General features: G+C 54.7%; 20 protein-coding genes. 15 read left to right on the forward strand and 5 right to left on the reverse strand.

Annotated elements, in window-relative coordinates:
* The first annotated feature begins 69 nt into the window (after window positions 1–69).
* Entirely contained in the window at window positions 70–1,479 is a 1,410-nt protein-coding gene (locus tag ABWO67_RS05700) for an aminotransferase-like domain-containing protein (protein ID WP_502929972.1), read from the forward strand.
* A gap of 116 nt (window positions 1,480–1,595) precedes the next feature.
* Window positions 1,596–3,266: an ABC-F family ATP-binding cassette domain-containing protein gene (locus ABWO67_RS05705; RefSeq protein WP_353148788.1), complete on the forward strand. Its 1,671-nt coding sequence runs from the start codon at window positions 1,596–1,598 to the stop codon at window positions 3,264–3,266.
* 38 nt (window positions 3,267–3,304) lie between these two features.
* Here the strand turns inward: ABWO67_RS05705 and ABWO67_RS05710 are convergent, their stop codons facing one another.
* The gene (locus ABWO67_RS05710; protein WP_353148791.1) at window positions 3,305–3,499 is read right to left on the reverse strand and encodes a DUF1059 domain-containing protein; all 195 of its coding nucleotides are present in this window, start codon (window positions 3,497–3,499) and stop codon (window positions 3,305–3,307) included.
* Between the two features lie 164 nt (window positions 3,500–3,663).
* On the opposite strand from ABWO67_RS05710, the gene ABWO67_RS05715 reads away from it, so the two are divergent.
* The gene (locus ABWO67_RS05715; protein WP_353148794.1) at window positions 3,664–4,641 is read left to right on the forward strand and encodes a serine hydrolase; all 978 of its coding nucleotides are present in this window, start codon (window positions 3,664–3,666) and stop codon (window positions 4,639–4,641) included.
* Here the strand turns inward: ABWO67_RS05715 and ABWO67_RS05720 are convergent.
* The 4 genes from ABWO67_RS05720 to ABWO67_RS05735 all read right to left on the reverse strand — a co-directional run bounded on the left by ABWO67_RS05720 (window position 4,595) and on the right by ABWO67_RS05735 (window position 8,632).
* Window positions 4,595–5,524, reverse strand: a complete 930-nt coding sequence (locus tag ABWO67_RS05720; protein WP_353148796.1) for a LysR family transcriptional regulator — start codon at window positions 5,522–5,524, stop codon at window positions 4,595–4,597. The genes ABWO67_RS05715 and ABWO67_RS05720 overlap by 47 nt on opposite strands.
* Before the next feature lie 135 nt (window positions 5,525–5,659).
* Window positions 5,660–6,463, reverse strand: coding sequence for an enoyl-CoA hydratase (locus ABWO67_RS05725; RefSeq protein WP_353148798.1), 804 nt, complete (start codon window positions 6,461–6,463; stop codon window positions 5,660–5,662).
* Window positions 6,464–6,471: 8 nt separating this feature from the next.
* Window positions 6,472–7,443 carry a Bug family tripartite tricarboxylate transporter substrate binding protein gene (locus tag ABWO67_RS05730; RefSeq protein WP_502929973.1) on the reverse strand — a complete coding sequence of 324 codons (972 nt, stop codon included), beginning with the start codon at window positions 7,441–7,443 and terminating at the stop codon, window positions 6,472–6,474.
* Window positions 7,444–7,456: 13 nt separating this feature from the next.
* Window positions 7,457–8,632, reverse strand: coding sequence for a CaiB/BaiF CoA transferase family protein (locus ABWO67_RS05735; RefSeq protein WP_353148801.1), 1,176 nt, complete (start codon window positions 8,630–8,632; stop codon window positions 7,457–7,459).
* Window positions 8,633–8,800: 168 nt separating this feature from the next.
* On the opposite strand from ABWO67_RS05735, the gene ABWO67_RS05740 reads away from it, so the two are divergent.
* The 12 genes from ABWO67_RS05740 to ABWO67_RS05795 form a co-directional block, all read left to right on the forward strand.
* Window positions 8,801–9,517: a haloacid dehalogenase type II gene (locus ABWO67_RS05740; protein ID WP_353148804.1), complete on the forward strand. Its 717-nt coding sequence runs from the start codon at window positions 8,801–8,803 to the stop codon at window positions 9,515–9,517.
* Between the two features lie 116 nt (window positions 9,518–9,633).
* Window positions 9,634–11,835: a TonB-dependent receptor gene (locus ABWO67_RS05745; protein WP_353148807.1), complete on the forward strand. Its 2,202-nt coding sequence runs from the start codon at window positions 9,634–9,636 to the stop codon at window positions 11,833–11,835.
* A 12-nt stretch (window positions 11,836–11,847) separates the two neighbouring features.
* Window positions 11,848–13,086 carry a PepSY-associated TM helix domain-containing protein gene (locus ABWO67_RS05750; RefSeq protein ID WP_353148810.1) on the forward strand — a complete coding sequence of 413 codons (1,239 nt, stop codon included), beginning with the start codon at window positions 11,848–11,850 and terminating at the stop codon, window positions 13,084–13,086.
* A 147-nt stretch (window positions 13,087–13,233) separates the two neighbouring features.
* Complete coding sequence (locus ABWO67_RS05755; protein WP_353148812.1) at window positions 13,234–13,974, forward strand: FadR/GntR family transcriptional regulator; 741 nt, start codon at window positions 13,234–13,236, stop codon at window positions 13,972–13,974.
* A gap of 41 nt (window positions 13,975–14,015) precedes the next feature.
* Window positions 14,016–14,903 (forward strand): NAD(P)-dependent oxidoreductase, encoded by an 888-nt coding sequence (locus ABWO67_RS05760; protein WP_353148815.1) that lies wholly within the window; start codon window positions 14,016–14,018, stop codon window positions 14,901–14,903.
* A gap of 13 nt (window positions 14,904–14,916) precedes the next feature.
* The gene (locus ABWO67_RS05765; RefSeq protein ID WP_353148818.1) at window positions 14,917–15,597 is read left to right on the forward strand and encodes an amino acid ABC transporter permease; all 681 of its coding nucleotides are present in this window, start codon (window positions 14,917–14,919) and stop codon (window positions 15,595–15,597) included.
* A gap of 12 nt (window positions 15,598–15,609) precedes the next feature.
* Window positions 15,610–16,266: an amino acid ABC transporter permease gene (locus tag ABWO67_RS05770; RefSeq protein ID WP_353148820.1), complete on the forward strand. Its 657-nt coding sequence runs from the start codon at window positions 15,610–15,612 to the stop codon at window positions 16,264–16,266.
* Window positions 16,259–17,014, forward strand: coding sequence for an amino acid ABC transporter ATP-binding protein (locus ABWO67_RS05775; RefSeq protein WP_353148823.1), 756 nt, complete (start codon window positions 16,259–16,261; stop codon window positions 17,012–17,014). Before ABWO67_RS05770 ends, ABWO67_RS05775 begins: the two co-directional genes overlap by 8 nt.
* A 24-nt stretch (window positions 17,015–17,038) precedes the next feature.
* Entirely contained in the window at window positions 17,039–17,839 is an 801-nt protein-coding gene (locus tag ABWO67_RS05780) for a transporter substrate-binding domain-containing protein (RefSeq protein ID WP_353148826.1), read from the forward strand.
* 30 nt (window positions 17,840–17,869) lie between these two features.
* Window positions 17,870–18,313, forward strand: coding sequence for a ribose 5-phosphate isomerase B (gene rpiB, locus ABWO67_RS05785; protein ID WP_353148828.1), 444 nt, complete (start codon window positions 17,870–17,872; stop codon window positions 18,311–18,313).
* Window positions 18,314–18,340: 27 nt separating this feature from the next.
* A complete protein-coding gene (rbsK, locus tag ABWO67_RS05790) occupies window positions 18,341–19,279 on the forward strand; it encodes a ribokinase (protein ID WP_353148831.1) in 939 nt (312 codons plus the stop codon).
* 7 nt (window positions 19,280–19,286) lie between these two features.
* The coding region (locus tag ABWO67_RS05795) for a DUF3820 family protein (RefSeq protein ID WP_353148842.1) at window positions 19,287–19,453 on the forward strand (167 nt) is incomplete at its 3' end.

A 19,453-nucleotide genomic window follows, 5' to 3' on the forward strand; every position in this document is an offset into this window, starting at 1 on the left:
ACAGCGTGTCTTTCCAAGGACAATTCAGTACAATTTACAAAAACTGTAATGGTATGAAAGGCAGTACAGATGACTATATCTCCAGCGCATATGGCCAAGGGCAGCACGCTTGTCGAACAGGCCATGAATACCATACGAGGCCGAATCGCCGGACGCCAGCTCGTTCCGGGCGCGCGTTTGCCCTCCATACGCAGTTTTGCCCAACTCATGCATGTATCCAAGTCCACCATCGTAGACGCCTACGACAGGCTGGCTGCTGAAGGTATCATCAGTTCGCGCCCTGGCGCGGGATTCTATGTCGCCGGCCACACCGCACCGTTATTTCTTTCCGAACTCGGTGGAAGAGTAGAACGCGCGGTAGACCCCTTATGGGTATCGCGGCAATCGCTGCAACCCGACGACGACATGCTAAAGCCAGGATGTGGATGGCTGCCGCCATCATGGATGCCGCAAGACGGTTTACGCCGGGCATTACGGTCAGCGGCACGGGCCGAAGACAGGAATCTGGCGGATTACGCGTCGCCGCTAGGTTCAGCAGCCTTGCGCCAATTGCTGGCGCGCAGGCTGATGGAACGGGGCACGGACGTCTCGCCGGACCAGATCCTGCTGACTGACTCGGGGACACACGCCATTGATCTGCTTTGCCGCTTCCTGATCGAGCCCGGCGATACCGTTCTGGTAGACGACCCCTGCTATTTCAATTTTCATGCATTGCTGCGCGCACACCGAGCCAAGATCGTAAGCGTGCCTTACACAGCCAACGGGCCAGACGTGGCCCAGTTCGCGGCAGTGCTGGCTGAGCATAAGCCGCGCTTATACATCACCAACTCCGGACTGCATAACCCCACAGGGGCGACCCTTGCTCCTGTGGTCGCCCACCGTCTGCTTAAATTAATTGAGGAGCATGACCTCATCGTTATCGAAGACGACATTTTTGCCGACTTCGAACCCGAACCCGCCATCCGCCTGGCCACCTTTGACGGCCTGAACAGAGTGATACAAATAGGCAGCTTTTCCAAAACGCTGTCTGCCTCGGTGCGTTGCGGCTATATTGCGACACGTCCGGACTGGGTAGAGGAACTTGTCGACTTGAAAATTGCCACGGCATTCGCTGGCTCCCAAATATCGCAAGAGCTGGTGCTGACGATGCTCAAAGATGGCAGCTACCGCAAACATCTGGACGCGCTGCGGCTACGCTTGGCCACCGCCATGCGTGACACAACGCAACGCCTGGCGGATATCGGCATCGCACCCAGGATCGTTCCCCGAGCAGGCATGTTCCTGTGGTGCAGCCTGCCTGCTGGGCTGGATGCCACCGGCTTAGCCAAGCAAGCCCTGCAACAAGGCATAGTACTGGCGCCAGGCAACGTATTCAGCCTATCTCAATCAGCGGCTGGACTAATGCGATTCAACGTGTCGCAAATGTCGGACAAGCGAATATTCAAGCTGTTCGACATGGCGATCAGAGCAGCCAAATAAACTCGACCACACCGGCTGGACGAGGCTGATCTGCCACACTCTTCGCGTGGCAGGCAGGCCGAAATGCTATAATTACGGCCCTTTTGCGCGGTTTTCGCCATCCTCCCCTACCCCACATGATTATTCTAAAAAACGTGACCTTGCGTCGCGGCAGTAAAGTATTGCTCGACAAAACCTCTGTCACACTGAATCCCGGTGAAAAAGTGGGGCTGGTCGGGCGCAACGGCGCAGGCAAATCATCGCTATTCGCCGTGCTGAACGGTTCATTGCATGAAGATGGCGGCGAGTTTTCCATTCCCGCCCAATGGCGCATGTCGCAAGTGGCGCAGGACATGCCCGAAACCGATCAAAGCGCAACCGATTTCGTGGTGGAAGGCGATACCCTTTTGCTTGCCGCGCAAACAGAAGTCGCTGCTTCTGAAGCCAGCGACGACGGCATGCGCATGGCGCATGCCTACATGGCCTTGCACGATGCCGGCGCACACGATGCACCGGCCCGTGCGCAAGCGCTGATTCTGGGGCTAGGTTTCAGCGTAGCTGAACTCGATCGACCTGTTAACAGTTTTTCGGGCGGCTGGCGCATGCGGCTGCAATTGGCGCGCGCCCTGATGTGTCCATCCGACCTGTTGTTGCTGGATGAACCGACCAACCACTTGGACTTGGACGCATTGGTCTGGCTGGAAGCCTGGCTGAAAAACTATGCCGGAACCATGGTGGTGATCAGCCATGACCGTGAGTTCCTGGACGCTGTTACGGGTGTAACGCTGCATATCGACCATGGCAAGCTTGTACGCTACGGCGGCAACTACAGCAAGTTCGAAGACATGCGTGCAGAGCAAATGCTGCTACAGCAAGCCGCCCATGCCAAGCAACAGGAAAAAGTGGCGCATTTGCAGAAATTCATTGACCGCTTCAAGGCGAAGGCCAGTAAGGCCAAGCAAGCGCAAAGCCGCGTCAAAGCCCTTGAGCGCATGGAAAAAATCGCCCCGATACTGGCCGATGCCGATTTCCAATTTGAATTTAAAGAACCACTCAGCCTGCCCAACCCGATGTTGACAATATCGGGCGCCAGCATTGGCTATCCTCCGGCCGATGACGCCGCGCCCGGAGCCGCTTCCACCGTAATCGTGCAAAGCATTAATCGCTCGGTATTGGCTGGGCAGCGCATCGGCATTCTAGGCGCCAACGGCCAGGGAAAATCGACGCTGGTGAAAACCATCGCCGGCGCACTGCAACCTATAGGCGGCGAACTCATCACGGGCAAGGGCTTGAATATCGGCTATTTCTCGCAACAAGAACTAGACGTCTTGCGCCCTGCCGATAATCCACTGGAACACATGATACGTCTGGCCCGGGACACCCCGGCTAGCGTGCGCCCCAGCGCGATGGACTGCCGCGAGCAAGGATTGCGCAACTTCCTGGGCACGTTCAATTTCAGCGGCGATATGGTCAAGCAGGCCGTCGGCAGCATGAGCGGCGGCGAAAAGGCCCGCCTGGTGCTGTGCATGATCGTCTGGCAGCGCCCTAACCTGTTGTTGCTTGATGAACCTACCAACCATTTGGACTTGGCAACCCGCGAAGCCTTAAGCGTTGCCCTGAACGAATTTGAAGGCTCGGTCATGCTAGTCAGCCATGACAGGGCTTTGCTGCGATCGGTGTGCGATGAATTCTGGCTGGTGTCGCGCGGCGGCATGAAAGACTTCGACGGCGACCTGGACGATTACCAAGTGTACTTGCTGGAAGAGGCGCGCCGCCAAAGGGAAAACGCAAGCCGGGCAGCTGCCTGACAACGACCCGGCTATGTGACGCAAGCGATGCGTATCACCTAGTTGGGCGGACTACCCTCTTTGATGGATTGCTGCACCTGCTGGCGCAGCTCTGGGGAATCTTTGTGTCCGTGTATAGCTACAGCGTGCTGTACCGCAGCTTCCAGCAACTCTTTCTCGTTGTCTGCGGATATCGCCACAGAACAATTCATTTCGCTTGGAACGTTGCGGCAGTCAATGTATTTGCGTGCCATATTGCCTCCTGACGATCAAAGAACTGCAATAAGATTTTAAATCTCATGGGCGAGGAATGGATGGGATTTTTTGCAACAAAGACAAGACCTCTTACGCCAGATGCGATAGCATTGACGTCTTCAGCCTGTCGGAAGACAGCTTGCAACCTTGCCTGGAATCGCTCATGAATCGCAGAACATTGCTACGAATCGCTGCCCTGGGAAGCTTGTCTACCGCCTCTATTGCCGGAGGTAAAGCCCAAAACCCAGACACAAGTGCGATACAAAAAGCGCTGGAAGACTTCGACATGCTGTCTCCCGGGCGCACCGCAGCATGTATTTCCATTCAAGGCGAACACCCCGACAAAGCACTGACACTTAATGCGGAGCAACCGCTTTTTGTGGGCAGCAGCGTTAAAACCTTTATTCTGGCTCAATACCTGAAGGAACTTGAAGCCGGACGGCTACCCGAAAACGCACAGGTGCAGATCGGACCCGAGGTCTGGTCGCCAGGCAGCCCTGTGTTCATCCGTCTCTCTGGATCGACTATGGCAAAAAGTGCGCTGGAAGCCATGATCGCGCATAGCGACAATACCGCTACCGATATCGCATTGAAGGCAGCTGGTGCGGATAACGTACGCAAGCTGATCAAGGACGCAGGCCTAAGCCAAACACGTATCCCCGACTCGACACGGATACTTTTTTCCTATTTGGCTGGCGCGCCGGACGGCACCGATCTGGGTTGGGCCGGCATGGAAAAGATGCAGTCAGGGACAATGCCCAATCAACTGCGCGCTGCAATCAACGACCGGCAAACCATGATGAGCACCGCTGCCGAAATGACGCAATGGTATGAACAGGTGCTAGCGGGAAAGCATTTTCAAAAACCGGAAACCCTGGCGGAATTCAAGCGCATTTCCGCCATGGCCGATGCCATGCCCATGCTGGTTCCCGAAGACACGGTAGCGTACGGCAAAGGCGGCAGCATTGACTGGAACGGTTTTCACTGTTTTTGCGTAGCCGGCCAAATGGTATTGCCGTCGCAGCGCGTCAGCTTCTGTTTTATTGTCAATTGGGAAGGCGACGACGCCACGGTGCCCAAGGTATTTGCGTCTTTTAAAGAGCAAAGCCGTCAGATGCTGCACCTGGTTGCGGGTAAATAGCGCGCGCCGCCACCACTTGCGGATCATGCAAAAGAATATCGGCGAATTCGCGGATCAGCTCAATTTCGGCTGATTCCTTTTTCATGATCAGATGCAGGTTTCTGGTGGCCCATGGCTCGGTAATCGAAATACTGGAAATACGCTGCTCGAGAACCGCTTGCTCGGCGATGCTGGCAGGCACCAGGCCCACCCCCACGCCGGCTTCGACCAAATGCAGCACAGAACTGAAATTGTGCGCATGCACGCGCACGTTCAATGCCTTACCCGCCAACCGTGCCTGGTTTTCAAGAAAAATGAAGTTACTGCTATGACGCTCCATGCTGACGAAGTCGTGTTCTAGCGTCTGAGTAAAAGAGATTTCCTTATTCGCAGCCAAAGGATGAGAAGGCGCCACTACGCAGACCAGCCATTCAACGGCATACAACTCCGACAGCAAGTGATGAAACGGCGCCTGATCCGCCACTACGCCGATATCTGCCTCGCCGTCCTCAATCTTGCTGACGATGGATGGACTGTCGAGTTCTTTCAGATCGATATTGATACTGGAATTGGCCACCAGGAAGCGAGCCAGGCTGGGAATAATAAAGCTGTTGAGTGCACTGCTGTTGGCCAACAACCGTATGCTGCCTTTGAGGTTTCTGGAGTAATCGCTGAGTTCCAGATGCATCGCTTCGACATCGCCAAGCAGCTTCTGCGTATGGCGGGACAACACCTCTCCTGCGGGCGTCAACCTCATGCCCTTGGGGGTGCGTACAAACAAATCACTGCCTACCGCATACTCAAGATTCTTGAGCCGGTAGCTAGCTGACGAGGCGGTCATATTCATTGCCGAAGCACCCAAGGAAAGGTTTTGTGCTTCCAGAATGGCCTTGAACAACCGCAAGTCCTTTAACTCGTACCGAATATAAATAGCTTTCTCCCGCTGCAGGTGATATTGCTCGCCTGCAAGGATAGCCGTTCAGCCATCCTGGGACAAGGCGGGTACGTCGCCAACGCGACGCGCCCACCAGACACCAAATCAGTTTGCGCCGGAGGACGCTTTCCGGTTTTGCTTCTCGCGAACAAACTCGCCCATATACTTCTGCGGCTCACCAGTATCGAACGCCGAACCGAATTCGTTTACGCCATTACGTATCGACGTATCCAAAGGTTCGTCTTCCCACTCTCTGAGCAGGCGTTTCTGCTGGGCAATCACTTCGCTGCCCAGGCCCGCCAACAGGCTGGCGACGCGCTCGACTTCGACATCGATATCGGCAAGCGGCACGACGCGATCAACCAATCCATAGGAAAGCGCCTGTGCCGCATCCACGACTTCACCCGTCAAGAGCATCCACGATGCACGCGCCTTCCCGATGAGGCGTGGCAACAATGCCGCATGAATGATAGAGGGTATGCCGACCTTGACCTCTGGCATGCCCAGCATGGCCGCGTCGGACGCAATCCGCAGGTCGCAGGCCAGGGCAAATTCCAGGCCGCCACCCAGACACCAGCCTGGCAATCTGGCAATAACCGGAATGCGCAGCAAACGCACCTTATCGCATAACTGGCGCAACGACTCAATAAATGCCACCGCACCGACTTTGTCGAAATTAGCCATTTCCTTGATATCGGCGCCGGCGACAAAAGCTTTGTCCCCCTGACCGCGCAAGACCAAGACCCGTATTTCAGGCCGCTGCTCAATTTCCGCAATGGCTGCCGACAACGCGGCCACCACCGGCGTACCCAGGATATTCAGGCTGCCGGCGTTCTTGATAGCCAATGTAGCAACACCATTATCAGCAACAACCAGGGCTGCGTGCTCGTCCCAAATCTGCTTGTTCATGTCTGTCCTTAAAGTTTTTCGAAACCTATCATCTTCACCACGCCCTGCCATTGCTCGTTAGAGTTCTTGATCATGGTGGTAAATGCCTCACTCGTCGTATAGTCGGGTACGGCACCTTGCCGCTCAATCGAGGCGACAACACCCGGATCGGACAACGCCGTTTTCACGCCTTGATTCAACGTCTCAAGGATATCCTGCGGGACATGCGCAGGTGCGGCAAGACCAAACCAGGACGGGGTATTCAATTGCGGATAACCAACCTCTGCATAAGTTGGTACGTCGGGCATCTGCTTCAAGCGCGCCGGCGCGGCCACCGCCAAAGGACGAATTTTGCCACTTTCGATTTGCCCTGCCGAAGACGGCAAATTGTCGAAGATGACATCAATTTGGCCTGCCAACAGATCAATCATGGCTGGGCCCAGGCCTTTGTAAGGGACGTGCAGCATTTTGGTATCGGTTGCACTCAAGAAAAGCTCGCCGAACAAATGGCTGTATCCACCATTGCCCGAAGATCCGAATGAAAACTTGCTTGGGTCTGCCTTCAGCGCATCGACCAACTGCTGGAACGTCTTGATATCGGAATTGGCGTTTACATCCAGTACACCCAGCACATTGGCCAGGTTGCTGATCGGCGAGAAGTCTTTGATTGGATCGTACAAAGAAACTTTTTGAATACTGGGATTGACGGCATGAGAACTTTCCACTGCCATCACAATCGTGTACCCGTCAGGCGCCTCTTTAGCCGCATAAGCGCTACCCAATGCGCCCCCCGCCCCCGGTTTATTCAAGATGACCACAGGCTGGCCCAGGGCTTCTCCCAGTTTAGGCGCGACAATCCTGGCAATAAGATCAGTGGTGCCACCGGGCGCGTAAGGCACAATGAGTTTAATAGGCTTATCTGGGTAGGCCGCAGATGCTGCCATTGAAGCCGAGAACAGTACCATCCCCAATACGACGTTTGTTGCTTTATGCACTTTCATATCTCCTTTTTGTTTAATCGTTAAAATTTTTCAGCAGTTCATCGGTATGCTCACCCAGCAAAGGCGGCGGGGACAGCCGAATGCCTTTTTCGCCAGCCAGCATCGGATTGCCCACTACAGGGATCTTTCCCAACTTCTCATGTTCGGCATACCTCAACATATTCCGATGCTGAACCTGCTCGTCGTCAAAGACTTCTTCAAGCGTGTTGACAGCCCCCCACGAAATGCCCGCCTCATCCAGACGGTCGGTCCAGTATTGCCTGGGCTGTTCGGCAAGCGTCTCGGCAAGCAGAGGCCGCAGCGCTTTAAGGTTATTGATTCTTCCCGTATTGGTTGCAAACCGCTCGTCATTTGCCAGCTCGGGGCGATCGCATAATTGGCAAAACTTGCCAAATTGCGTGTCGTTGCCAACAGCCAGTATGAAATAACCGTCCGCCGCCTGAAATACCTCATAAGGAGCAAGATTCGGATGCGCGTTGCCGCTGCGTTGCGGGCTGCTGCCCGAAACCAGGAAATTCGCTGCCTGATTGGCATTCATAGCTACAGCCACATCCAGCAAAGCCAGATCCAGATAGGTGCCAACCCCTGTGCGCTCCCGTTGAAACAAAGCGGCAAGAATCGCCGATGTCGCGTACATGCCAGTAGTGATATCAACAACGGCCACGCCAGTACGCAAGGGTCCTGCTCCTGGCTCGTCGTCCGCCCGGCCCGTATAGCTCATCAGTCCGCCCAGGCCTTGAAAGATGTAGTCGTAGCCCGGCCGTTGAGCTTTCGGCCCGCTTTGCCCGTAGCCGGTAATCGACGCATAGACGAGCTTGGGGTTGATAGCCTTCAGGCTGTCATAGTCCAAGCCATAACGCGCCAACGTGCCGACCCGATAGTTTTCAACCAACACATCGGCCGTCCGGGCCAGTTCCAACAACCGCTCGCGATCTTGCTCGGACTGGAAGTCCAGGCAAACCGATTTCTTGTTCCGGTTACAACAGCTGAAATAAGCCGACATCTGGGCACTGCCATCATCCGACTGCAGATATGGCGGGCCCCAGCCCCGCGTATCGTCGCCGCCTTGCGGCCGCTCTATCTTGATGACCTCGGCACCCAGGTCGGCCAAGTTCTGTGTACACCACGGCCCCGCCAGAATACGAGATAAATCAAGGACACGCATGCCCTCTAGCGCTTTACCGATCATAGATACCCTCTTCAAGACGAGGAACAAGTCTAAGGAGGAAGCCTGAAACAAGCCAGTTCAAATCTTCGAACGAGTCGTTCGTCACTGTCGCAAGCAGTAGTAGCCCGCTGCACAGCGGTTATGATGAATGATCGCTATCCAGGCGCGGCACTAAGGGGATGAAAGCATATGAACAACGTAAAAGCCTTTTGTTTTGACGTATTTGGCACAGTAGTTGATTGGCGTACCGGGGTTGCCCGCGAAGCGGAATACTTCTTTCTCAAGCACGGCCTGAGCGATATCGATCCCTATGAATTCGCCGATGCGTGGCGAGACTTGTATCAGCCGTCCATGCAAGCCTGCCGTAGCGGTGAACGCCCATTTACCCGGCTGGATGTCTTGCACCGTGAAAACCTGGAAACCGTGCTGGCCAATTACAAGCTTGATGTCGGCGCGATGGATGCCAATGAACTTGAAACGCTTTGTTCGGCATGGCATAGGCTGGATCCCTGGCCTGACGTGATCAGCGGGCTGACAAGGCTAAAACAAAAATACATTATTGCGCCCGCCTCGAATGGCAATATTGCCTTGATGGCCAATATGGCCAAACGAGCACATATCCCCTGGGATCTGATTCTTGGCGCCGAGGTGACTCAGGCATACAAGCCTGCCCCCCAGGCCTATATACGCATGGCTGACATCCTTGCCATTGCGCCCGGGGCGATTTGCATGGTGGCTGCACACAACGATGACTTGCGGGGAGCGCGCGAGTGCGGCCTGCGGACGGCGTTTGTTCCGAGGCCCACCGAACACGGTTTCGGACAAACCAAAGATCTGGCGGCCGCCAGCGATTGGGACATCATCGCTCTCGACTTCAACGATTTGGCGGAACAAGCAGGCTGCTAGCCCGAACTGTGTGGTTTCGACAACCGATTTTCTTGTGAGTTGAAAGAAGAATTGACCTTGCCGGCAAACGAGAACAATAATGAGGATCGTTCTCACTAATATCACTCAACTCCAACATGAAAAATCGTTACCCCATACTCGTGGTGGCAACCACGGCTTTTGCGACCCTGCCCGCCCATGCTCAAAATAACGCGGCGCAAGCGGGAGTGGAAACACTGGCACCGGTAACGATACAGTCAAGCGCAGATGCTTCCGCCGAAGGTTTGTTGCCGGCTTATGCGGGCGGCCAAGTTGCACGCGGCGGCCGCATGGGCCTGCTGGGCAATCTGGACACCATGGACACGCCGTTCAACAGCACGCAGTACACCAGTGAACTGATCAAAGACCAGCAAGCGGAAAGCATTGCCGACATTTTGCAGAATGATCCGGGCGTACGTGTGGCGCGAGGCTTTGGCAACTACCAACAGCTATATATGGTGCGTGGCTTCCCCCTGTACTCAGACGACATTACCTATAACGGCCTGTATGGACTGCTGCCGCGCCAGTATCTGGCCAGCGAATTCATCGAACGGCTGGACGTCTTCAAAGGCGCCAATGCCTTCCTGAATGGCGCAGCGCCCGGCGGCTCGGGAATAGGCGGAGCAATTAATGTCGTACCCAAGCGCGCGCCCAACGACCCACTGTCGGAAGTCACGCTAGGCTGGGAAAGCGGTAATCAGGGATATGGCGCTGTTGACCTGGCCAGACGTTTCGGACCCGACGACAGTACGGGCATACGAATTAATGCCGCCCGCCGCGATGGCGGCACCGCCGTCGACGGCGAAGAACGCGAACTGAGCGCCTTTGGCATTGGCCTGGACTGGCGTGGAGAACGGGCCCGACTGTCTGCCGATTTGGGATGGCAAGACCACAAACTGGGGCGCAACCAGCCTAGCGTAACGGTTGTCGAAGGCATTCCCATACCATCGGCGCCTGACGCCAGGGTCAACCTGGCCCAAGACTATACCTACTCCAACGAGCGCGACTTGTTTGGCACCATTAGAGGTGAGTTCGACATCACCGATAATGTGATGGCGTGGGCTGCGGTTGGCGGGCGCAGCAGCGACGAATCTTCGGGGTTTTCCAACCCTATCGTACAGAACGAAGCTGGTGACACTTCGCAGAGAAGCTCATTTTTCACACGCAAGGATACCGTCAAGACCGGCGAAATAGGCCTGCGCGCCAAGTTCAATACCGGCAGTGTCGGGCATACCATCAATGCGTCGGCCAACCATTTTCGATTCGACAGTCGTCAAGCCTACGTATTCTATGGCCCTACCGACTCCAACTTGTACAACCCAGTGCAGGTTCCTCGGTCCAATGAAATTGCCTTCGCGGGCGGTACGCTGGGTGATCCTTTGCTTGCAGAGAGCACACGCACGACCAGCTTCGCTATTGCCGACACGCTTTCATTTGCCGATGACCGGGTTCTGCTTACCGTTGGGTTGCGGCATCAGAAAATTGAAAGCCGTTCGTATGATTTCAATACCGGCGAGCTTCAATCACCCGTCAACAGTGCAAGCCGCGTTACCCCTGTCGCAGGTCTGGTTGTAAAGGCCAGCGATCAAATATCGCTGTATGCAAACTATATAGAGGGCCTGACGAAAGTAGACCCCGCACCAAACTCGCACTTGTCCAACGGCGCCTATGTCCCTGTCGTCAATGCAGGCCAAGTCTTTGACCCATTTCAGTCCAAACAGAAAGAAATTGGCATCAAGTTCGACGGCGGCAAAGTGGGCGGCAGCCTGGCGCTGTTCACCACCGACCAACCATCGGCATTCGTTGACCCTAATACCAGTATCTACGGCGTCAATGGAAAACAGCGCAACCGCGGTGCAGAACTGACTGTCTACGGCGAGCCCGTACGCGGCTTGCGTCTGCTAGGAGGCGTAACCCTGCTGGATGCCAAACAGGTCAACACGCTGGGCGGCGCCACTGACGGCAATCGCGCCATAGGTGTACCGAAAACGCTGTTTAATGCGGGCGTCGAGTGGGACGTGCCTGGCGTAAACGGATTGACGCTTACCGGGCGCGCCATACATACTTCATCGCAATATGCCGATGCGGCGAACACGCAAACCGTTCCGGCCTGGACTCGCTTTGACGTAGGTGCCCGCTATCTGACAGAAGTTGATGGCCATCTGCTTACCTTGCGCGCCAGCGTGGACAATGTAGCGAACAAAAACTACTGGGCATCGGCGGGCGGCTATCCAGGCTCCAGCTATCTGGTTCTGGGCGCACCGCGCACTGTCATGCTGTCCGCATCGGTCGAGTTCTAACAGGTATAGCGGATGAGGCACATTGCAACGCTGATCCATCGCTGGGTCGGCTTGACCATCGCCCTGTTCCTGATCGTTGCCGGGCTGACCGGCGCGGTCACTTCCTGGGACCACGAACTCGACGAATGGCTTAATTCCGACATCATGCACACGCCGGGGCGCGGTCCGCTGCAAGATCCCATGGCGCTTGCAGCTGCGGTAGAAGCTGCCGACCCGCGGGTGCAGGTCAGCTATATCTCGCTGGGCCTGGAAGAAGGTCATGCAGCGTCCTTTCTTGTGCGCCCATTGATCGACGCCAGCACAGGGCGTCCCTATCAGCTGGACTACAACAACGTATTTGTCGACCCGGTAACGGCGCAGATAACCGGCCATCGCGACTCGCGCGCGATATCGCTCTCGCGCCGCAGCCTGATGCCTTTTCTTAGGGATCTGCACTATAGCTTGCATATTCCCGCTTTCTGGGGCACCGATCGCTGGGGCTATTGGCTAATGGGCGGTGTTGCCCTGCTTTGGTTGCTGGATAGCTTTGTAGCCTTTTATCTGACCACACCGCGACGCTTGCGCAATGCCAGCGGCAACACGCCCAGGCACCGAAAACCGGCAACCTGGTGGCGGCGCTGGAAACCCTCTTGGCTAATACGCTGGGCAGCGGGCGGATACAAACTAAACTTCGATCTGCACCGGGCCGCGGGGCTTTGGGTCTGGGGCATCATTCTGGTCGTGGCCTTCACCTCGTTCTCTCTGAACCTGTATCGCGAAATTTTCTACCCAGTCATGTCGCTTGTTTCTCAAACGACGCCCGGCCCTTACGAAACCCAAACCCCTGCTCCCTACGGCAGCTACGTCGAACCCACGCTGGGCTTTGCGGATGCGGCACGGATTGCACAGGCAGAAGCGGCCCGACGCGGTTTTGAAACGCCTGCCGGCGGTATTTATTACGGCGGCGATTACCGCTTCTATAACGTGTCCTTCTTCAATCCTGCGGATGAAATGGGGTCCTTCGGCATGGGGCTATCGAATCTGTATATCGATGCGGCAGACGGCAGCGTAATCGGCGAGCACCGTCCCTGGAAAGGCACTGCTGCCGACGTCTTCGTACAATTGCAACTGCCGTTGCATTCGGGCCGTATCCTTGGCATGCCTGGCCGTATCCTGATGTCGCTGATGGGTTTGATCGTTGCCATGCTGTCCGTCACCGGCATCGTGATTTGGGAACGCAAGCGACGCGCGCGTAGGCTGCGCAGGCAGTAATTACCTCCCATCCTCCACCATTACAGGGCGCTACGGCGCCCTGTCGCCGTTTTAGTCCCCCTCTCTAAATACATGCGATTTGCCCACAGTGCACTGCGGGTATTCCACGATATTTTGGCTGAACAGACCTGTGGTAAAACCAGAGGTATGACAAGCACAGTTACTATCGTCCGGGCCCCTGACGAGGCCAAACAAGGTTATGAAAAGGTATTCCTGTTTCTGCGGGAAAAGCTCTTGGGGGGTACGCTGCGGCCAGGCGACCTGCTGCTGCCTGAACGAGAACTTGCCGAGCACTTGAAAGTCAGCCGGCCTATTGTGCGGGAAGCACTGCGCGCCTTGGCCATGATAGGTGTCGTCGAGATTCGTGAAAGAGTCGGGACTTTTGTAAAAAAGCCGGATGTATCTATTCTTGGGGATATTTTCGCTTTCACCGCAGCGCAAGACGGCGGCGTTATCGAAGACATCATGCAAGCCCGCATCGCGATTGAATGCCAGGCTATCCGCCTTGCCTGCGAGCGCATTACGCCGCTCGACCTGGAACAAATCAGCAACGCACTGCAGCAGATCAAGCAAACGATAGATTCGCCAGAAGACGGCGGCATGGCGGATTATGAGTTTCATTCGGCCATCGTTCGGGCAAGCAAATCCGACACATTGATCAGCATGTACAAATCCATGCATTCTTTGTTCATCAAATTGCACAAAGACCGGCGCAGCGTCGTAGATATGGCGCCAGAGCTCAAGCTGCAAATCATCGATGATCATCAAAAAATATTTCGCGCCCTGGCCGAAAAAAATGCTGAAAGCGCAGACCATCAACTCAGGGCCCACTTCCAGATCGGAGACGAAAGGCGCTACCAGGCAACCTTGAAAACAGCATTGAAATAATCGCGCAACATCGCAAAAAAATAAAAGGCAAGGAGACAAAAATGATCGGTAAAGTCGGATTTATCGGACTAGGGACTATGGGCCGGCATATGGCCGCAAACCTGATGAAAGCAGGTTTTCAAGTCGTCGCCTACGACACCGTACCCGAAGCTGTTCAGAACGTCGTAACGAACGGCGCCACACACGCCAAAAGCGTAGAAGAAGTCGGAAAACTGTCTGATGTCGTCATACTGATGCTGCCTAACACGCCTGATGTTCAATCGGTAATCTATGGCGCCGGCGGCTTGCAGGAACATCCGCCCGCCCAGCGCCTGATTATCGACATGAGCACTATTTCGCCGGTGGCAGTCCGCCAAATCAGTGCAGACCTTGCTGGAAAACAAATCGCATTTATCGATGCACCGGTGTCAGGCGGCCCTGTCGGCGCCCTGAACGCCTGCCTGACCATCATGGCTGGCGGCGACTCGGCGGCGTTCGAGCAAGCGCGGCCTGTTTTGCTTGCCATGGGCACAACCGTTACACACGTCGGGCCAAGCAGCGCGGGTCAAACATTGAAGCTGTGCAATCAGTTGATTTGCGGCATCAATATCCAGGCGATTTGCGAAGCATTGGCGCTTGCGCGTGCGTCGGGAATCGACCTGAAACTGTTGCGCGAGGTATTGATGGCCGGTTCGGCGGGGTCCTGGATGCTGGAAAAGCTGGGACCATCGATGATAGACGGCGATACACAGGCGGGTTTCCGTATCGATTTAATGCTGAAAGATTTGCGGCTTGTGCAAGAACTGGCATTTGAACTGGCCGTTCCATTGCCGGCGACTTCCCTGGTCACCACACAGTATCTGGATGCCCGAGTCCATAACGAAGGCGCCAATGGCAACCAGGCATTGTTTACCGTATACGACCGCATGAGCAATCAGGCATCGCCATAAAGGGACGGTACCAATGGGAAGCCTGAATTTCTCTATCGTGCTGGATCGTTGGGATATGATCCTGCAAGGCATGTACCTGACAATGAAGCTGACCGTGTTGGCGACAGCCGGCGGCTTTGTACTGGGCACCTTCTGCGCCATTGGCAAGCGCGGCAAGAACAAGTGGCTCAAGAAAATATGCAGTATTTATATTGAAGCCATTCGGAATACGCCTTTGCTTGTGCAAATATTTCTAGTGTATTTCGGTCTGTCGAGCATAGGGCTATCGCTGCATGCCATAGCCGTATCCCTGATTGCGCTCACCATCAATGTGGGAGCGTACTCAGCCGAAATCATGAGAGCAGGATTCGACTCCATTGAAAAAGGTCAACTGGAAGCAGCGGAAACGCTGGGGCTTTCTCGTCGGCAAATCTATTGGCATGTCATTCTCAAGCAGGCCCTGGAAAGAGTCTACCCAGCGCTGACCAGCCAGTTTGTCTTATTAATGCTGGCCTCCTCGATCTGCTCGCAAATATCGGCAGAGGAATTAACGGCCGTCGCCAATTTCATCCAGTCCGATACCTATCGCCCGCTAGAAACCTATATTGTCATCGGGGGCCTTTATATCTTCCTGTCCTTTCTTTTGCGCATCTTGTTTTGGGTGTTTGGCCTGATGCTTTTTCGGCGCCGCAGAAATCTTGACGCTTTAATTTAGCCGGAGAAAAAAATGGGTCAGAGCTTTGCGATTGGATATCTGGTGTTCCTGTTAAAAGGCGCTATCTGGACGGTTGGGCTATCCCTGATCGCCCTATTCTTCGGGGGCATCCTGGCCCTGGCGGTAGCGCTATGCCGAATATCAAGCCAGAAGGGATTAAGGCTGATCACCGCCATCTATATACAGATCATCCAGGGTACGCCTGTACTCGTGCTTATTTTCTTGATCTATTTCGGCCTGCCCTCGCTGGGCTGGTCCATATCCCCTTTACTGGCTGCATCGATATCGTTATCGGTCTATGTCTCGGCGTATCTGGGTGAGAGCTGGCGCAGCTCTATACAGTCTGTACCCAGAGCCCAATGGGAAGCGGCAGAATGCCTTGCGCTTTCTCGCACGCAACGCATGGTGAAAGTGATTCTGCCCCAGGCAGTCAAGATCGCGACTCCCCCTACTGTCGGGTTCATGGTCCAGATCATCAAGAACACATCGTTGGCGTCTATCGTCGGTTTCATTGAACTGGTAAGAGCAGGACAAATCATCAATAACACTATCTTCCAGCCATTTTTCATTTACCTGCTTATTGCGGCACTTTACTTTGCGATGTGCTACCCCCTTTCAATTTTGAGTCGCAAACTTGAAATGAGAGCCGGAGAAAAATCTTATGCTTAGTACGACAGATACTCGTCCTCCTGAAATCGTGGTCAGCCTGAAGGACGTACATAAAAAATTCGGCAACACTGAAGTATTGCGCGGCGTAAGCATGGACATCGCGCGCGGAGAAGTCGTTGCCATCATAGGGAAAAGCGGGTCAGGGAAAAGTACTGCCTTGCGATGCATCGACCTTCTGGAATCCATCAACAGCGGCACCATTACCGTATGCGGGCATCAAGTCGACAAACCGAACATTGACTTGAAATCTTTGCGGCTGGACATAGGTATCGTCTTTCAAAGCTATAACCTGTTTCCACACCTGAGCATCGAAGAAAACGTCATGCTCGCCCCTACCGCCGTAAAAAAATTATCAAAAAAAGAGGCCCGGGAACTTGCCCATCGGGTGCTGGGTCAAGTGGGATTACTGGAAAAGTCCAGGGAATATCCGGAACGGCTGTCGGGGGGACAGCAACAACGTGTCGCCATTGCACGGTCTTTGGCGATGGAGCCCAAAGTCATGCTGTTTGACGAAGTCACGTCTGCCCTGGATCCCCAATTGACCGGAGAAGTCTTGCGCGTCATCGAAGACCTTGCAACCAAGGGCATGACGATGATCATGGTGACGCACGAAATGAATTTCGCCCGAAAAATCGCTGACACCATCATCTTTATGCATGATGGCAAAGTCTGGGAGAAAGGAACGGCCGAAATTCTTAGCAACCCTCATACAGCAGAACTGAGGGAGTTTTTACAAAACGAGCTTTAATAACCAGACCCAGGAGACACGACAATGAAAAAGAGCACTTATATCGCAGCTATCCTCTGCTCGGCAGGCTTGCTAGGCACAAGCATGACGGCTGCCAACGCCGACGTACTGGACAACGTCGAGAAGGCCAAGACGATCCGCATATCGACAGACCTTGGCATTCCACCCGCCGGCATGATGAGCTCATCCCTTGAGCCCATAGGCGCCGATGTGGAAGTCGGCAAACTATTGGCCAAAGATTGGGGTTTCAAATATGAGTTGATTCAAACGACTGGCGCAACGCGTATCCCTAACTTGCAAACCGACAAGGCTGACATTGTCGTTTCCACCTTGTCGGTCACGCCCGCCCGCGCTGAAATCATTGATTTCTCCAAGCCCTATGCTGTGCTTCAGTCTATTGTGGCGGGCTACGACGATCAACCAGTCACCAGCCTGGAATCCCTCAAGGGCAAGACCGTTTCGGTAACTCGGGGTACGACACAAGACACCGAGTTGACCCCGCAGGCGTCAAAATACGGCTTCACTGTCGCGCGCTATGACGACGATGCCACATTGGTGACTGCCGCCGTCAGCGGCCAGGCAAAGATGGTTGCCACGTCCCAATCATTGGTTGCGCAGATCGATAAAAAGATCGGCAAGAACAATTTCAAACCCTTGTTTGTATTGCGTAATTTTGATTTGGCTATCGGCGTCAAGAAAGGCGAAACCAAGCTTTTGGCCAAGGTCAATGAGTGGGTGGACACCAATATTCAAAACAACAAACTGAATGAAATCTACAAAAAATACTACGGCACGGAACTGCCCGAAAACATGCGTGGAAAGTAACTCATCATCAAAAACCTCAGGAAGTGAATTATGCGTATTGTTATCGGCTCCGATCATGCAGGCTGGCATTTGAAGAACTCAGTCATAAGCTGCGTCAAGGCTCTCGGCCACGACGTAACCGACGTTGGCAGTTTCAACGATGAGCCAGTGGATTTCCCCGATATTGCCAGAACCTTGACCAATGAAATCAAGTCAGGTTCGGCTGATCGGGGCATTATGGTTTGCGGTACTGGGGTAGGCGCGTCCATTGCCGCCAATAAAGTCAAGGGGATACGGGCGGCAGTCTGCCACGACGTACATTCCGCGCACCAATGTGTCGAACATGATGATGTCAATGTCATGTGCATTGGCGCTCAAATTATTGGCCCGTGGTTGGCGAATGATCTGGTTGCCGCTTATCTGAATGCCGAATTCTCTACCGACGAAGACTGTCGGCGGCGGGTGGAAATGCTGCACGAAATGGATCAATCGTAGTCGCAACGACCAAGGCAGGATAGAACGATGGCAACTCAAGCTCCCAAGATTTTTGTCACTGGAATCTACGCAGTAGATCTGGTTTTTACCGGGAGCCGGTCGCCATTGCCTGGCGAAACGGTTTCGGCCTCTGGCTTTATGCGCAGCCACGGAGGCAAAGGGTCTAACCAAGCCGTTGCAGCGGCAAGGGCTGGGGCCGAAACCTCTTTTTTCTCTTTCATCGGAAACGACTCATTCGGAGAAGACGCCCGCGCATTCTGGCGTACCGAAAAAGTCCACGACAAAACCACTATTATCCAAGGCGAAACTACCGGGGCAGCCGGTATTTTTGTCGACGAGCGCACCGGCAGCAACAGTATCACTGTGTTTCCCGGTGCGTCCCGATTAATGCGCAAGCGCGACATAGACACGGTCGAGTCCGACATTGCCGCGTCCGATGTCTTCGTCGTGCAATTGGAACAACCCATCGAGGTTGCCTTGCGGGGCCTGGAAATTGCCCGCAAAAACCAAGTCATCACCATTTTGAATCCTGCACCGGCTACCGCGCTGCCGGATGATATCTTTGCCTTATGCGATTACCTGCTTCCCAATGAAACCGAGGCCAGTTTGCTGACCGGCCTTCCGGTAGAAACAACCGAAGAGGCGCAAGCTGCCGCCCGCGCGCTCTTGAAGAAAGGTGTGCGCAACGTCATCGTTACGTTAGGGGAAAAAGGTGCGCTATATTGCAACGAGCAAGAAACCTTCCTGGTGGGGCCGGTTACTGTGGGCACGTGTGTTGATACAACAGGCGCGGGCGACGGCTTCACCGCTGGGTTTGCCGTCGGCTTGGCTAAAGGCCTGCCGGTACGGGCGGCAATGGAGTTTGCCGCAGCACTAGCCGGTATTTCGGTAACTCGCCACGGCGCAGCGCTTTCCATGCCCACACTGGCAGAAATCGAGTCCGTCCTGGAGACACACAACCAATAGACGCAACATGAATCCCGAAGACCTGGAACTCCTAGTAACTCGCACCATGCCTTATGGCAAATACAAAGGCCGGCTTATTGCCGACTTGCCCGGCCACTACCTGAACTGGTTTGCCCGTGAAGGGTTCCCTAAAGGGGAAATCGGTCGTCTTCTGATGCTGATGCAGGAAATGGA

It is taken from the genome of Pollutimonas bauzanensis (assembly GCF_040393045.1).
Lineage (GTDB): Bacteria > Pseudomonadota > Gammaproteobacteria > Burkholderiales > Burkholderiaceae_B > Pollutimonas > Pollutimonas bauzanensis_A.